The sequence below is a fragment of the Bradyrhizobium sp. 179 genome, assembly GCF_023073535.1.
GTDB lineage: Bacteria > Pseudomonadota > Alphaproteobacteria > Rhizobiales > Xanthobacteraceae > Bradyrhizobium.
Map to the genome: position 1 here is coordinate 266,161 of NZ_JADPJR010000053.1, position 15,048 is coordinate 281,208.

The 15,048-nt window shown below is 64.1% G+C and carries 12 protein-coding genes; 7 read left to right on the forward strand and 5 right to left on the reverse strand.

Annotated features, from left to right (window positions below; all coding sequences use genetic code 11):
• Positions 1-355 precede the first annotated feature (355 nt).
• Positions 356-1,261 (reverse strand): ferritin-like domain-containing protein, encoded by a 906-nt coding sequence (locus IVB12_RS12895; protein ID WP_256466517.1) that lies wholly within the window; start codon positions 1,259-1,261, stop codon positions 356-358.
• Positions 1,262-1,578: 317 nt separating this feature from the next.
• Between IVB12_RS12895 and IVB12_RS12900 the strand changes: the two genes are divergently transcribed.
• From IVB12_RS12900 to IVB12_RS12915, 4 genes are all read left to right on the forward strand, one after another.
• The gene (locus IVB12_RS12900) at positions 1,579-2,817 is read left to right on the forward strand and encodes an FAD-binding protein (protein WP_247299350.1); all 1,239 of its coding nucleotides are present in this window, start codon (positions 1,579-1,581) and stop codon (positions 2,815-2,817) included.
• A complete protein-coding gene (glcF, locus tag IVB12_RS12905) occupies positions 2,814-4,136 on the forward strand; it encodes a glycolate oxidase subunit GlcF (RefSeq protein ID WP_247299352.1) in 1,323 nt (440 codons plus the stop codon). The genes IVB12_RS12900 and glcF overlap by 4 nt, the downstream gene beginning before the upstream one ends.
• A gap of 84 nt (positions 4,137-4,220) precedes the next feature.
• A complete protein-coding gene (locus IVB12_RS12910; protein WP_247299354.1) occupies positions 4,221-4,580 on the forward strand; it encodes a histone in 360 nt (119 codons plus the stop codon).
• Between the two features lie 388 nt (positions 4,581-4,968).
• A complete protein-coding gene (locus IVB12_RS12915) occupies positions 4,969-5,982 on the forward strand; it encodes a TorF family putative porin (protein ID WP_247299355.1) in 1,014 nt (337 codons plus the stop codon).
• A 265-nt stretch (positions 5,983-6,247) separates the two neighbouring features.
• Here IVB12_RS12915 and IVB12_RS12920 read toward each other — a convergent pair whose 3' ends face one another.
• Positions 6,248-8,002: an ABC transporter ATP-binding protein/permease gene (locus IVB12_RS12920; protein ID WP_247299356.1), complete on the reverse strand. Its 1,755-nt coding sequence runs from the start codon at positions 8,000-8,002 to the stop codon at positions 6,248-6,250.
• 313 nt (positions 8,003-8,315) lie between these two features.
• Here IVB12_RS12920 and IVB12_RS12925 point away from each other — a divergent pair, with 313 nt between their 5' ends.
• A complete protein-coding gene (locus IVB12_RS12925; RefSeq protein ID WP_247299357.1) occupies positions 8,316-9,980 on the forward strand; it encodes an L-lactate permease in 1,665 nt (554 codons plus the stop codon).
• Positions 9,981-10,120: 140 nt separating this feature from the next.
• Entirely contained in the window at positions 10,121-10,519 is a 399-nt protein-coding gene (locus IVB12_RS12930) for an META domain-containing protein (RefSeq protein ID WP_247299358.1), read from the forward strand.
• A gap of 111 nt (positions 10,520-10,630) precedes the next feature.
• On the opposite strand, the gene IVB12_RS12935 is transcribed toward IVB12_RS12930, so the two are convergent.
• From IVB12_RS12935 to IVB12_RS12945, 3 genes are all read right to left on the reverse strand, one after another.
• Positions 10,631-11,842, reverse strand: coding sequence for a hypothetical protein (locus tag IVB12_RS12935; RefSeq protein WP_247299359.1), 1,212 nt, complete (start codon positions 11,840-11,842; stop codon positions 10,631-10,633).
• A gap of 143 nt (positions 11,843-11,985) precedes the next feature.
• Positions 11,986-13,617, reverse strand: coding sequence for a chaperonin GroEL (gene groL, locus IVB12_RS12940; protein ID WP_247299360.1), 1,632 nt, complete (start codon positions 13,615-13,617; stop codon positions 11,986-11,988).
• A gap of 159 nt (positions 13,618-13,776) precedes the next feature.
• Positions 13,777-14,073 (reverse strand): co-chaperone GroES, encoded by a 297-nt coding sequence (locus IVB12_RS12945; protein ID WP_247299361.1) that lies wholly within the window; start codon positions 14,071-14,073, stop codon positions 13,777-13,779.
• 316 nt (positions 14,074-14,389) lie between these two features.
• Here IVB12_RS12945 and IVB12_RS12950 point away from each other — a divergent pair, with 316 nt between their 5' ends.
• Entirely contained in the window at positions 14,390-14,911 is a 522-nt protein-coding gene (locus IVB12_RS12950; protein WP_247299362.1) for a hypothetical protein, read from the forward strand.
• Positions 14,912-15,048: the final 137 nt, after the last annotated feature.

Sequence of the window (15,048 nt, forward strand, 5' to 3'; positions counted from 1 at the left end):
TCTCAGCGAAGAACTTTGATCAACGGGTTGGAAACTGCGCCGTTCCATGAACGCCTGTTCATCAATCCATTATCGCAGGTCAGCAAACGCCCGACGTGCGCGGCTCCGATTCGCCGAAAAAGCAGTGCCGATGATCGCGACGGTTGATGCAGAACGCGGAGTCTAGCTGTGGGCGCCGAGCGATTGCGTCGCTCACGGTTTGCTCGCTCGACCTGCCGACAATGCTCTCGTCCGGGTGGGCGAGCCACGCGAACAAGATCACCACAGCGTCAAAAGCGACCTACCCGACGATCGTGCCAAGGCGCGCTTCGGCCGCCGGCACGACGGCCGATCCGGCTCCCATTTGGCCGAGAACTCAGGTGGATTTGAGCACGCCGTTCATTCCGTTCGGATAGAACCCGCCTTTGCTGACACCCTGCTTCTCGGTCAGATAAACGATATGGAGCACCTCCTGCGGCGTGCGGCGGAAGGCAATGGCATCGGGCGTGGACGGAACGACATTGGCTTTGCCGTTCATCCGGATGCCCTGGTCCTTGTCCTGACCACCGTCGACCTTGTCCCGGGCGTCGGAGATGGCGTTGGCCGCATTCCAGGCCTTTTCACCCATCAAATAGAGCTGCGAGCGCGCCATCCCCATGTGGTACGCCTCGACGGCCAGAATGCCCGCCGCAGCCTCGACGAACTCCTTGCTCTTGAGCAGCGGCGCTGCCCCGGCATATGCCGTCACGCCGACATCCTCAAACAGCATGCCGCCCAGCAAGACACTCATGTCATCAGCAAACGGATCGAAGTCGGCGGGGAGACCAGCGGCCTGGGCGGCTGCCTTGAAGCCCGCATCGAAATCGATGGCCGGGCGCGATACTGCCATCCGGCCCAGCGTCTTGCGATAGAAGCGCACGTGGGCAAGCTCGTTCTCGGCCAGCTCCTCGACAAACTCGCGGATTTCCTTCCTGTCGAATTTGGCTTCGTGTCCGCCAGCGACCCTCGCGGCGTCGGGTCCAGCGTCAGAATCATCGATCCCCTTGCCGGTCGTGGCACGCAGATAAAACTCAGCCTCCATGTATTCCAGGTTCAACGCGAACTGAAAGATGTCCTCATCCTTCACTTCGGCGGCATGTATTCCGACGCCAGTGGTTTCCTGGTGCTTCTGTTGTGCTTTGTGCTGCGCATGGGCTGTGGGGATCAACAGCCCGCTCAGGCCAAGGACCGACAAACCGGCAACGGATTGCCGTCGGGAGATACGAACTCGCTCCACGTTCATGGCAAACCTCCTCTTCGTGGTGGTTGTGACGCGCCTTACAAGAGCCGCAGATCGCCCCGCCCATTTTCGCCCGCTTCGCGCTGGCGCGCCGAATGCATGTCAAATGCGAGTGCGTGCGTCCGTTCCTATTGGGGAGCAGGCAACCCTGATCGTCCGCAATCGCCCTGTGACAGTCCGCGGCGTGCGCTGATGTCTGCCCAGCAAGGGGAGCGCGTGGCCGCCGCTCTTTCGCGTTGCACCAGAGATTGCCGGGCCGAGCGATGCGCAAGGCTTGCCAGATTTGATTTCCGGCGCGAATTTCGTTACGGCCTCTTCCCGTGGATACGCTGAAGGTCAGAGACGCCAAAGACGTCGAAGAGGTGGTGCGCGCGGCGATCGCCAACGAGCAGCCGCTCGAGATCATCGGTCATGGCTCCAAGCGCGGCATCGGCCACGCGATGGCGACCAATGCTGTACTCGACGTCTCGGCGCTCAATGCAGTCACCTCCTACGAGCCCAACGAGCTGATCGTCACGCTCCAGGCCGGTGCGCCGCTGGCCGACGTGCTGTCGCTGATCGATGCCAAGAACCAGCAATTCGCCTTCGAGCCGATGAACACGGCGCCGTTGCTCGGCGCGCCGGCGCTCGGAACCATCGGCGGCATGATCGCCGCCGGGCTCGCTGGTCCGCGGCGGATCAGGGCGGGCGGGGCGCGCGATCACCTGCTCGGGGCGCACGCCGTCTCCGGTTTCGGCGACAGCTTCAAGACCGGCGGCAAGGTGGTGAAGAACGTCACCGGCTACGACCTCTGCAAGCTTCTCGCCGGCTCCTGGGGCACGCTGTCGGTGATGACGGAGGTCACGCTCAAGGTGATGCCCAAGCCCGAGGCCGAGCGGATGTTGGTGCTGCGCGGGCTCGACGACGCCGAGGCCAACAAGGCGATGACGGCGGCACTCGGCTCGCCCTTCGACGTTTCCGGTGCCGCGCATCTGCCGAAATCGGCCTTTCGGGCCAAGTCGGAAGGACTTGGCGACATCGCGAGCCAGGACGAGGCGTTGACCGTGCTGCGGCTCGAGGGCATCACGGCCTCTGCCGCGCACCGCGCAGGCTCCTTGCGCGAATTGCTGGCGCCGTTCGGAACTGCGACGCTGGTCGAGGACGTGGCATCCGCGGCGCTGTGGGCCACGATCCGCGACGTCCTGCCGTTCGCGGCAAGCGGTGCGCTGGGCGCGTGGCCGGTCTGGCGGATCGTCTGTCCGCCGGCATCAGGGGCAGCGCTCGGCACCCAATTGGCCCGTGAGACCGGCGGGGACGTGATCTACGATTGGGGCGGCGGGCTGATCTGGGCGGCGTTGCCGCCGAAGCCGGACGCGCATGCCCCGGCCGTGCGCCAGCGCACCAACGCGTTCGGAGGACATGCCACGCTGATCCGGGCGACCGAGGGCGTCAGGCGTGACGTCGATGTCTTCCATCCGCAAGCGCCTGGCATTGCCGCGCTGAGCGAGCGGGTGCGCGCCAGCTTCGATCCGAAGACCATTCTCAACCGGGGGCGGTTGACGCGGAGCGCTGCGACATGAAGACCGAATTCTCACTGGCGCAGCTCGCCGACCCCGACATCGCGGAGGCCGACAAGATCCTTCGCGCCTGCGTCCATTGCGGCTTCTGCACAGCAACCTGCCCGACCTATGTGCTGCTCGGCGACGAGCTCGATAGCCCGCGCGGCCGCATCTACCTGATCAAGGAGATGCTGGAAAAGGACCAGGCGCCGACCGCCGAGGTGGTCAAGCATGTCGACCGCTGCCTGTCGTGCCTCGCCTGCATGACGACCTGCCCCTCAGGGGTGAACTACATGCATCTCGTCGACCAGGCCCGGGTCCGGATCGAGCAGCGCTATCAGCGGCCGCTGACTGAGCGGTTGTTGCGCCAGGTGCTGGCCTTCGTCCTGCCAGACCCGCGGCGCTTTCGCGCGAGCATGGTGCTGGCGCGGCTGGCCCGCCCGCTTGCCGTCTTCCTGCCGACGCCCCGGCCCTCGGCCACGCCCGGGTTGATCCAGCGCATCAAGGCGATGCTGGCGCTGGCGCCGAACCGGCTGCCATCGCCGGGGCCCCGCGCCGGCAGCGTGTTCGCCGCGCTCGGCAAGAAGCGCGGCCGGGTCGCTCTGCTGCAAGGCTGCGCTCAGCAGGTGCTGGCGCCGCGCATCAACCAAGCCGCCGTCAGCCTTCTCACCCGCCACGGCATCGAGGTTGTCCTGGTCCGGGACGAGCAGTGCTGTGGCGCGCTGACCCATCATCTCGGCGACGACCATGACGCCTTGACGCGAGCCCGCGCCAATGTCGCGGCGTGGCGGAAGGAAGCGGCCGGCGAGGGGCTCGACGCCATCCTGGTGACGGCCTCCGGCTGCGGCACCGTGATCAAGGACTACGGCTATCTGCTGCGCGAGGACGCTGCGTTCGCCGCCGACGCGGCCAAGGTCTCCGCGATCGCCAAGGACATCACCGAATACGTCGCCGGCCTCGAACTCGCGACCACCGCGCCGCACGATGACATCGTCGTCGCCTATCACTCTGCGTGTTCGTTGCAGCATGGGCAGAAAATCACGGACCTTCCGAAAGAATTGCTTTCCAAGAATGGATTCGTGGTGAAAGATGTGCCGGAGAGCCATTTGTGTTGCGGTTCGGCGGGGACCTACAACATTCTCCAGCCCGAGCTTGCGGGCCGGTTGCGCGATCGCAAGGTCGCCAACATCGCGAGCGTCAAGCCGGACATGATTGCCGCGGGCAATATCGGCTGCATGGTGCAGATTGCCAGTGGCACGTCAGTTCCGGTCGTACACACGATTGAGCTTCTCGATTGGGCTACGGGCGGGTCGCGGCCGGCATTGAACGCGCAAGTTTGAGCTTTCAAAAGCTGAGCTTTCGTCCGGAGGTGACGGCTGAAGACGCCCGATCGACCATTGTTCGGCGGCAACAGGAGGACCACGATGGCGAAAGCGAAGAAGAAAAAAAGCAAGAAGGCCAAAAAGGCCAAGAAGGTCGTAGCGGCGAAGAAGAAGACCGCTAAGAAGGCAGCCAAGTCCGCGAAGAAGTCTGCCAAGAAGGCTACGAAGAAATCTGCCAAGAAGGCAGCCCCGAAGAAGGCCGCCAAGAAGGCGGCGACTAAGTCGGCCAAGAAGGCCGCACCCAAGAAGGCCGCGAAGAAAGCGGCACCGAAGAAGGCGAAGGCAGCTCCCGCGCCGAAGCCATCAACGCCGGCAGCTCCGGCTGCCGAGCCTGTCGCTGAGACAAGCTGGGCGATGCCTTCGTCTTCTGCGGAAGCTGCGCCGGCCGAGGGGCAAGGCTAGGCAGAGCGACCACCACCATCGACGACAGGAAGGCCGCTGCGGTGACGCGGCGGCCTTTTTGCATCGCCGCAAGCACCTTTAGAGGCCGCCCTTTTCTGCGCCTGTCTGATTCGTAGCCGGGGTGCCACGCTGCCTGGCTTTCCCGTACTTGCACGGTCCCTCTCGTGCACCTTGCAACGCAAAGAATGTGTTCGAGAAGACACACAGGCTGACAACGTTTCGTGGAATCGTCAAAGCGCCTAAAAAGTCGGCAGATGCCCGCGCTTTTTGCTTCACGGCTCGCACCCCTCAATCCAAATTGCCGCAGTTACGAGATTGCAATCAAGTCGAGCGCTCCGGGGGGTACCGGGATCCGACTGGGGCTTAAGAACTGGCGATGGGGATCGAAATGAAAAAAGTGGCTTTGTTGGCAACGGCGCTGGCAATGGTGACGGGTTCGGCTTTCGCGGCAGACATGCCGGTCAAGGCATTGAAAGCCCCGCCGCCGCCCGCCTTCGATCCCTGGGACATCGCTTTTGGCGGCGCGATCATGAGCGACTACATCTTCCGCGGTATCAGCCAGTCGAACCACAAACCGTCGGTCGCCGCCTATTTCGAGCCGCGCTACAACGTCACCAAGGACCTCCAGCTCTACATCGGCGTCGCCGGTGAGAGCATTTCCTTCCCCAACCGCGCCGCGGCCGAGATCGACGTCTACGGCGGCATCCGCCCGACCTTCGGTGCATTCGCTTTCGACATCGGTGTTTGGGGTTATCTCTATCCGGGTGGCACCTGCTTTTACGGCGCGCCGACCGACACCGCCGGCAACCCGCTTAGCGCGCAGTGCGCCGCCAACGCTCTGCTCAACGGCAACGTCATGAAGAAGGACGTGAGCTTCTTCGAGGTCTACGGCAAGGTGAATTACACCATCAACGACAACTGGACCCTTGGCCTGAACGAGTACTATACGCCGAGCTTCCTGAACTCCGGTGCGTGGGGCGACTATGTGTCGATCACCGCCAAGTACACGGCGCCGAGCACCTTTTTCGGCTCCAGCGGCGTCGGGATGTACGTCTCGGGTGAGTTCGGCCGCCAATTCCTGGGCACCTCCGACTCGTTCTATGGCACCGGCTTCGCTGCGCCGGGCTTCGCTGGTCCGTTCCCGAACGGCATCAAGTACGCCGACTACAACACCTGGAATATCGGCATCGGATTCACGTACAAGGTATTCACTCTCGACCTGCGTTACTCCGACACCGACCTTTCGAAGGCGAACTGCAACGCCTTCACCAGCGACTACACGGCAGGCTTCAACGGCAGCTTCAGCAACATCAATCCGACTGGCGTCGGCTCCAATTGGTGCGGCGCCGCCGGCATCGCCAAGCTGTCCTTCGACCTGACAGCGATGACCAACCTGAAGTAAGTTTCTTCCCGAAACGACTTGATGAGGGCGGCGGAGCAATCCGCCGCCCTTTTGCTTTGGGGTCGGGTCTCTTCGCAAACGTCATGCCCGGGGCTTGTTCCGGGCATCCACGTTCTTTGGCACTGCCGCGCAATGAGCGCGTAGATGGCCGGGGCAAGCCCGGCCGTGGCGACGCAGAAACACCGGTGAAAAGCCGCTGGCGCCTTGTCGCGAGGCAGACTCGGCATCCGTTCTGACGAGAACGCAGTAGGGATTGCCCTGCGCCTCAACGCGCCGCGCTCGGCTCCGCTGCAGCCCGTTCGCCGCCGAGGACGTGGATCGCACCGTCCTTCACCAGCGCCACCTTGCGGGTGTGGAAAGCGTCGAGCGTCGAGCGGTGGCCGATCGAGACGATGGTGGTCTGCGGTAGCTTCTCAGCGAGCAGCCGGTAGAGCCGGGCCTCGGAGGGTTCGTCGAGCGAGGCGGTGGCCTCGTCCAGGAACAGATAATCCGGCACATGCAAGAGCGCGCGGGCGAGCCCGAGGCGCTGCTGCTCGCCGAGCGAGAGCATCCGATTCCAGTGACCGTTCTCGTCGAGCCGCTTTGCCAGCCGCGGCATGCCGACCGCGTTCAGCGCCTCTGCGATCTTCTCGGGTGCGATCGCGCCACGCCCTGCGGGGTAGATTACGGCGTCGCCGAGCGGGCCGATCGGAAAATACGGCCGCTGCGGCAGCATCATTAGCTTGGCCTTCTCGGGAATCGCGATGGTTCCGGTGCCGAACGGCCAGATTCCGGCGATGGCCCGGAACAGCGTGGATTTCCCGGAGCCCGACGGCCCGGTCACCAGCACGCGCTCCGCCGGCTGGATCGCGAAGGCATCGGCCGCAACAAGCGGCTCGCCGTTCGGCAGCTTTACCAGCAACTGATCGAGACCGATTGCCTTGCCGCTCGATGGTGCAACGCCGATGGTCGGCTCGCGCGTCGCCGTGTGGGCCGCCGACTTGACCGACATCTCGAAACCGTCGAGACGGGCAATCACCGAGCGCCATTCCGCGAGCGAGCGATAGGCTGTGACGAAAAAAGAGAGCGCATCTTGCACGCTGCTGAACGCCGAGCCAGTTTGCATCATGTCGCCGAGCTGAATTCTCTTGGCGAAGTAAGCCGGAGCAACGACCACATAGGGAAAGATCACTGCAGCCTGGCTGTAGCTTGCCGTGAAGGCGGTCAGGCGCTTGGTCCGGCTCATGATCGCGTACCAGTTGCCGATGACGAAACCAAAGCGCTGCAGCAAATTCCCTCGCTCCGCGCTCTCACCTTTCAAAAGTGCGATCTGCTCGGAATTTTCGCGCACGCGGATCAGGTTGAAGCGGAAGTCGGCCTCAAAGCGCTGCTGCTCGAAATTGAGGTTGATCAGCGGGCCACCGATCCAGTGCGTCAGCGCCGTACCCAGGATCGCGTAGACCAGCGCACACCAGACCAGAAAACCGGGGACGATGATGTCTGTGCCGTAAATGTGCAGCGGCGCCTTGTCCGACAGACCCCAGAGGATGACGACGAACGAGGCCAGCGTCACGATCGACGACAGCAGGCCGAGCCCGAGGGTCAAGGTCTGCTCGACGAAATTCTTGACGTCCTCGGTGATGCGCTGATCCGGGTTGTCGGCGGGGTCGCCCTTGAGCTGGATGCGGTAATGCGTCGAGCCGCTCAGCCATTCGCCGAGATAATGCTGCGTCAGCCACCGTCGCCAGCGAATCTGGAGCCACTGGTTCAGGTAGAGCTTGTAGACCGCCAGTGCGACGAAGGTGAAAGCAAGGCCGAGAAAGATCCAAATCTCTCTGACGAACCGGTCCAATTCATATCCCTGGACCGCACTGAAGAATCGGTTCTGCCACTGACTGACGAGAACATTGATCGCCACCAGCGCCAGCTCCATGGCGATGACGGCGGCGAGCAGGCCGCGGCCGGCCCATTTGTCCTCCGATCGGAAATAGGGGCCGGCGATTCGCCAGACGATCGCGAGCGTGGCGCGGATGTTGTTCACAGAGCGGGGTCTCCTAGAGGGGATGTGCATAACGGCCCGGAGCCAAATGGCTGAGGCAATGGCGGAAACGGGCGCGCTTAGACTAAAGTCGCAAGATCTGCAATTTGCGTTGGCTTGTCGCAGCTTGCAACCCTAGCATGGGGCTCGACGGCGCAGGGCGGGGTGAACAGGGTTTCGCGAGCTTGTGAGCGGACGGGAACCGCCGCATTCGCGAGGAATTCGCGTCCAGCTCGGGGGTTATCGCTTCCAGCGTCAAGCAGGATCGGCTCTCCACGCGAGTCGCCTGCCGCAACATGCGTGGGGGAGGAAGACCATGTGGAATCAAATCTATGATCCGCTGCACAGCCCGGTGCTGTCGACGATCGCGGCAGCGGTGCCCGTCGTCACGCTGCTGGTCCTGATCGCGAGCGGGCGCGTCCAGGCCCACATCGCCGCAATCATCGCCGTGATCGTGACCAACCTGATCACGATTTTCGTCTTTACCATGCCCGCGAACATGTCGATCCGCGCCTCCGTGCTGGGCATCGTCACAGGGTTCTTCCCCATCGGCTGGATCGTCCTCAACGTCATCTTCCTCTACCAGGTGACGGTGACCACCGGGCGCTTCGAGCTCTTGAAGCGCGCGGTCGGCGGCGTCACCGAAGATCGGCGGCTGCAATTGTTGCTGATCGCGTTCTCGTTCGGCGCATTCTTCGAGGGCGCTTCGGGCTTCGGCACGCCGGTCGCGATCACGGGTGCGGTGCTGATCGGCCTCGGCTTCTCGCCGCTCGCGGCTTCCGGCCTGTCGCTGATCGCCAACACCGCACCGGTCGCCTATGGCGCGCTGGGCACGCCGATCCAGGGCCTTGCCTCCGTCACCGGGCTCGATCCCTATACCTTGGGTGCGATGGTCGGCCGGCAATTGCCGTTCTTCTCCCTGATCGTGCCGTTCTGGGTGGTGTGGGCGTTCGCGGGCTGGAGGGGCATGAAGGACGTCTGGCCGGCGATCCTCGTCACGGGCGTGTCGTTCGCGATCCCGCAATTCGTCATCTCCAATTACATCAATCCCTGGATCGTCGACATCGGGGCCTCGCTGATCTCGATGGGCGCGCTGATCCTGTTCCTGAAGGTGTGGCAGCCGAAGCAGCTCTGGTTATCGCCGGCGCTGCGCGGCCGCGACGAATCGGCCTCGACGATGGCGGCGGCAAAGCCGCTCGACAAGACGCCACTCACGCAGGGCGAGCTGTTTAATGCGTTGCTGCCGTGGATCATCGTCTGCATCGTGATGCTGGTCTGGGGCAGCGGCGCCTTCAAGGGCTGGGCGAACTCGATCTTCACCTGGAACTATCCCGTGCCCGAGCTGCACCAGATGATCAACAAGATGCCGCCGGTCGCGCCAGGGCCGACCAAGGAAAGCGCGGTGTTCGCCTTCACCTATCTGTCCTTCACCGGCACGGGCATGCTGATCGCGGCGATCATCTCCGGCTTCCTGATGGGCGTCGGTCCCGGCCGGCTCCTGACCGAATACGGCCGCACCATCCGGCTGTGCGCGATCTCGCTGATCACGATCTCGGCGATGCTCGCGATCGGGACGCTGACCCGGCTATCCGGTGTCGACGCGACGCTCGGTCTCGCCTTCGCGGCAACCGGCGTGCTCTATCCCTTCTTCGGCACGCTGCTCGGCTGGCTGGGCGTCGCACTGACGGGATCGGACACCGCCTCCAACGTGCTGTTCGGAAACCTGCAGAAGATCACCTCCGAGCAGCTCGGCCTGTCGCCGGTCCTGATGGCCGCGGCGAACTCCTCCGGCGGCGTGATGGGCAAGATGATCGACGCGCAGTCCATCGTGGTCGCCTCCACTGCGACCAACTGGTACGGCCACGAGGGCACCATCCTGCGCTTCGTGTTCTGGCACTCGATCGTGCTCGCCTGCCTCGTCGGTGTGCTCGTGACGTTGCAGGCCTATGTCTGGCCGTTCACGGCCCTGGTGCTGAAGTAGCCATCGGCGCCAGGCTGCGACGCAAATCCCCGCGCGGTTCGCCTCGCGGGGATTTTTGCATCTACATCCGCCTGCGCGAACTTCTCAAGGGCGTCGCCGTCTTATAGAAGGTGCGGCAAGTCAGGTGGTCGAGAGGTCTCATGGTTTCGCTCAAACGATTGACGTGTGCGGCAGTGGCAATGTTCGCGATGTCCACGCTTGCGCGTGCCGAGGAGGGGTTCCCGTTCGGCACCGAGATGACGCTGGAAGCGCTGCCGCAGCCCGGGTCGAAGCGGATACCGAACATCGAGATCGGCGACAATGGCGAGGTCGTGCTGGAGCTCTGGTGCAAGGGCGGCAAGGGCCAGTTCTCGGTCGCCGGCAACACCGTGATCTTCGTCCCCGGCCAGATCCAGGACCGGTCCTGTCCGCCTGCGAAGGCGCAGGCCGACGACGATCTCGTGGCCGCGCTCGGCAGCGTCGAGACTTGGAAGCGCCAGGGCGAGGTGCTCACGCTGGTCGGTCCCAAGCCGCTGCGCTTTCGCGTCAACGGGAATTGAGCGTGAGGCGCGCGAAACGTGAACCCGGAATCTGCAGATTGTGGCGCGAGATTCAGGGGCGCGATTGCGCACCATGGTTCGACGCTGGTGCGTCGCCCCGGAATGACTTCGTCACTTCCACACCGACTTGTCGGCGTCCCAGCGCTGACCCTTCAGCTCCCTGGCAAGCGCCTCGATCGAGCCGTTGTCGTCGGGCAGATCGCCTTCTTCGTCGGGGCTCGCGTCGTCGGACAGATTGAGCCTGGCGCCGGCGCTCTCATCGGCCGTGGTCGTCGCGGGGCTGCCGATCCAGAGCATCAGCTTGTCGGTCGTGCCGGGCTTGTCGGGCGAAACGAGCCCTGCGACCTCGATCGTGTCGGTGAGCTCTAGCGCCGGGTGATCCTGGTTCGGCCGCTTGAACACCAGCTTGAGCTTGCCGGTGGCGGGGTTGAAGCTCTGTGAGACCGGCTTTGCCGCGAGCGTCCTGCTCAGCACGCCCGCAACCGCGGTCGCGAGCTTGTCGCGGTTGATCTTGTCGCCGTCGCGCCAGTCGGCGGCGGGGAAGCGGATGGTGCGGTCCATCTCGGTCATGCCCGCGGTCCACCCGGCGGCGGTGACGCCGGGCATCGTCTTGAACTTTGCCAGCAGTGCGCCCGCGCGCTCCGGATCGACGGACATGTTGATGGTCTGCTCACCGGCGCGCAGGGCGTCGCAGCTGACATTGAGGCTGGCCAGCGTCACCTCGACCTCCTGGCCCTTCAGGCTCTTCAGGAAGTCGGTCGCGGCATCGAGCTTGACCTTGACCGCGATCGCCTCCGGCGAGACGTCGGTGAAATCCTTCGGCTGCGGCGTGATGCCGTCATCGGAGGTCTGGTTGTCCAGGAATTCCTTCTCGCTGAGATCGGAATTGTCGGACGAGGTGACCTCGGTCACGACCTGTCCGATCGTGATCTGACCGCGGAATTCGAACATGTCCCCGACCTGCTTGCGCAGCAGCTTGACACTGACGGGTGCCTTCGCGCCGAGGCTCTGCGTCGTGCCCGTCAGGTTCTGGCCTGCAACCTGAAGATTGACGACGAAGCGGTCCTTGCGGTCGGAATTCTTCGCCATCGGATAGCAGACGTCGAGCACGGCCGCCGTGACCGTCTTACCCTGACGCGTCTCCTTCAGGATCGCGTCGGCATTACCGTCCATCAGCCCGTCGATCGACGTGAAATAGCGCGTCTCGGTTCCACCCGGCGTCGTGGCCTTCGGTGATAGCTTCATCTGGGCGGAAGCGACCTCAGGCGAAACGGCGAGCAAGGCTGCCAAAAGGGCGGTCGAACAAACCAGGAGCGCGCGCATCGACGAAATCCTCGAGCCATCAGAATCGGCGCCACCGTAGTGGGTTTTGGCCGCCGGTTGAATCGGAAAGCGGAGGGGCAGGGTCGGCAAAAAAGAAGGCCGCCCGGAGGCGGCCTTCGCAACATTGTAAGGTGAGATGGGCGTTAGAAGCCGCCCATGCCGCCGCCGGCCGGCATGGCGGGCGGCGCTTCCTTCTTCGGCGTCTCGGCGACCATGGCCTCGGTGGTCACCAGCAGGCCGGCCACGGAGGAGGCGTCCTGCAGCGCGGTGCGGACCACCTTGGCGGGATCGATGATGCCCTTCTCGACCATGTCGACATAGGCCTCGGTCTGGGCGTCGAAGCCGAAGGTCTCGGACTTGTTCTCCAGGATATTGCCGACGACGATCGAGCCTTCCACGCCCGCGTTCTCGGAGATCTGGCGGATCGGGGCTTCGAGCGCCTTCAGCACGATGTTGATGCCGGCCTGGACGTCCGCATTGGCGTTGGAGAGGCGGCCGACCGCCTTCTTGGCGCGCAGCAGCGCAACGCCACCGCCGGGCACGATGCCTTCCTGCACCGCGGCGCGGGTGGCGTTGAGCGCGTCCTCAACGCGGTCCTTCTTCTCCTTGACCTCGATCTCAGTCGCGCCGCCGACGCGGATCACCGCGACGCCGCCGGCGAGCTTGGCGAGGCGCTCCTGGAGCTTCTCACGGTCGTAGTCCGAGGTGGTCTCCTCGATCTGAGCCTTGATCTGGCCGACGCGGGCCTCGATGTCGGGCTTCTTGCCGGCGCCGTTGACGATCGTGGTGTTCTCCTTGTCGATCACCACCTTCTTGGCGCGGCCGAGCATCTTCACCGTGACGTTTTCGAGCTTGATGCCGAGCTCCTCGGAGATCAGCTGGCCGCCGGTGAGGATCGCGATGTCCTCGAGCATGGCCTTGCGGCGGTCGCCGAAGCCCGGCGCCTTGACGGCTGCGACCTTGAGGCCGCCGCGCAGGCGGTTCACGACCAGGGTGGCCAATGCCTCGCCCTCGACGTCCTCGGCGATGATGACGAGCGGCTTGCCGGACTGCACCACGGCTTCGAGCACCGGCAGCATGGCCTGCAGGCCCGAGAGCTTCTTCTCGTGCAGGAGGATGTAGGCGTCCTCGAGCTCGGCGGTCATCTTCTCGGCATTGGTGACGAAGTAGGGGCTGAGATAGCCGCGGTCGAACTTCATGCCCTCGACGATGTCGACTTCGGTGTCGAGCGACTTGTTCTCCTCGACGGTGATGACGCCCTCGTTGCCGACCTTCTGCATCGCCTGGGCGATCATCTTGCCGATGGCGGCATCGCCGTTGGCCGAGATGGTGCCGACCTGGGCAACCTCGGAGGAGGCGGCGACCGGCTTGGCGCGCTTTTCGATGTCCTTGACTACCGCGGCAACCGCGATGTCGATGCCGCGCTTGAGGTCCATCGGGTTCATGCCGGCGGCAACCGCCTTGGCGCCTTCGCGCACGATGGCCTGGGCCAGCACGGTTGCGGTGGTGGTGCCGTCACCGGCGAGGTCGTTGGTCTTGGAGGCGACCTCACGCACCATCTGGGCGCCCATGTTCTCGAACTTGTCCTCGAGCTCGATCTCCTTGGCGACGGTGACGCCGTCCTTGGTGATGCGGGGTGCGCCAAAACTCTTCTCGATGACGACGTTGCGGCCCTTCGGGCCGAGCGTCACCTTGACGGCGTTGGCGAGAATGTCGACGCCGCGCAGCATGCGATCGCGCGCGTCTCCGGAAAACTTGACGTCTTTGGCAGCCATATCTGCAGTCTCTCGTGTTTGGTGTTGTGTCTGCCGCGCTTCCCTTCGTCATTACCGGGCTCGACCCGGCAATCCATCTTCAAGCGAAGAATGATGGATGCCCGGGTCAGGCCCGGGCATGACAGTAGGGATATTCAGCGGCCGTTCAGGCGGTTGGTCTTAGGCCAGCACGCCCATGATGTCCGACTCCTTCATGATCAGGAGCTCTTCGTTCTCGATCTTGACCTCGGTGCCCGACCACTTGCCGAACAGCACGCGGTCGCCGACCTTGAGGTCGATCGGGATCAGCTTGCCGGTCTCGTCGCGGCCGCCGGGTCCGACGGCGACGATTTCGCCCTGGGAGGGCTTTTCCTTGGCAGTGTCGGGAATGATGATGCCGCCCTTGGTCTTTTCCTCGGCGTCGATACGTTTAACCACGACACGGTCATGCAGCGGACGAAATTTGGATTTAGCCATGACGTTTCCCTTTGGAGGCTCGCTTCGGAAGTAGTGGAAGTGGGTTGGGGCGGCGCTTCCGCCCACCCTCTTGCCGAGGAGCGGACGGCGCGCTTAGCAATCGGGCTTTCCGAGTGCTAATAGTGCGCCCGGAAATATGGCTTGGCCGCGATCCTGTCAAGCAAAGGTGGTTAAGCGATTGGTGAGGCGGATATAGGATGGTGGCATTGGAAACTCGTTCGGGGCGCCGGCGTATCAAACGACGGCATTGCTCCGGCAGCGGTTTTGCGCTTGGCTGCGGCAGGGGTGCGGCCATGGTCTTGTTCGGGGGAATGCCATGATCAATTCAGCTCGCGCGCGCACGGTTGCCAATCTGGCCGCCGCGACTTGCCTGGCGCTATTGCTGGGCGCCTGCGGCGGCGGCATGAGCCTGCCGTCCTTCTCGTCGTCTTCGCCGCCGCCCGAGGCTGAGCCCGGCACCGGTCCGGAGATGCCCGCAACGATCCGTCCCGACGAGATCGTCGGCCGCTGGGGCCTCGCCTCGTTCCAGAATCCGGCCGACCGGGCCCGCACCGAGGCGGCCGCCCGGGCCCAGTGCAAGAATCCTTATGTGATCACCGCCGGCTCTTCCGGCGGCGTGATCATGCATCTGGCCGACCAGGCGACCCCGCAGGAGCTGCGGCTGAAGGGCTCCCCGAGCGGCAAGAATTACATCGGGCCGGCCGGCCCGACGCCGGGCGAGCAGGACCGCGAGATCATCTCCTTCGACGGCCGCGTGCTGATCACCCGTTTCATCGACAAGGACGCTGCCACCCGCTACGGCAACATGGTCTACGTCCGCTGCGCGCCGAGAGCGTGATTGACTTTTCCCCTTTCCCCTTGTGGGAGAGGTTGGCTCGCCGCGACAGCGGCGAGACGGGTGAGGGGTCTCTCTCCCCGAAATTCAACTTCATTTGAGTTCGCGGATACAGACCCCTCATCCGGCGCTTCGCGCCA

Coding starts and splice junctions, on each gene's coding strand:
- IVB12_RS12895 (WP_256466517.1), bottom strand. CDS start 1,261: ATGAACGTGGAGCGAGTTCGTATCTCCCGACGGCAATCCGTTGCCGGT.
- glcF (WP_247299352.1), top strand. CDS start 2,814: ATGAAGACCGAATTCTCACTGGCGCAGCTCGCCGACCCCGACATCGCG.
- IVB12_RS12910 (WP_247299354.1), top strand. CDS start 4,221: ATGGCGAAAGCGAAGAAGAAAAAAAGCAAGAAGGCCAAAAAGGCCAAG.
- IVB12_RS12915 (WP_247299355.1), top strand. CDS start 4,969: ATGAAAAAAGTGGCTTTGTTGGCAACGGCGCTGGCAATGGTGACGGGT.
- IVB12_RS12925 (WP_247299357.1), top strand. CDS start 8,316: ATGTGGAATCAAATCTATGATCCGCTGCACAGCCCGGTGCTGTCGACG.
- IVB12_RS12930 (WP_247299358.1), top strand. CDS start 10,121: ATGGTTTCGCTCAAACGATTGACGTGTGCGGCAGTGGCAATGTTCGCG.
- IVB12_RS12935 (WP_247299359.1), bottom strand. CDS start 11,842: ATGCGCGCGCTCCTGGTTTGTTCGACCGCCCTTTTGGCAGCCTTGCTC.
- groL (WP_247299360.1), bottom strand. CDS start 13,617: ATGGCTGCCAAAGACGTCAAGTTTTCCGGAGACGCGCGCGATCGCATG.
- IVB12_RS12945 (WP_247299361.1), bottom strand. CDS start 14,073: ATGGCTAAATCCAAATTTCGTCCGCTGCATGACCGTGTCGTGGTTAAA.
- IVB12_RS12950 (WP_247299362.1), top strand. CDS start 14,390: ATGATCAATTCAGCTCGCGCGCGCACGGTTGCCAATCTGGCCGCCGCG.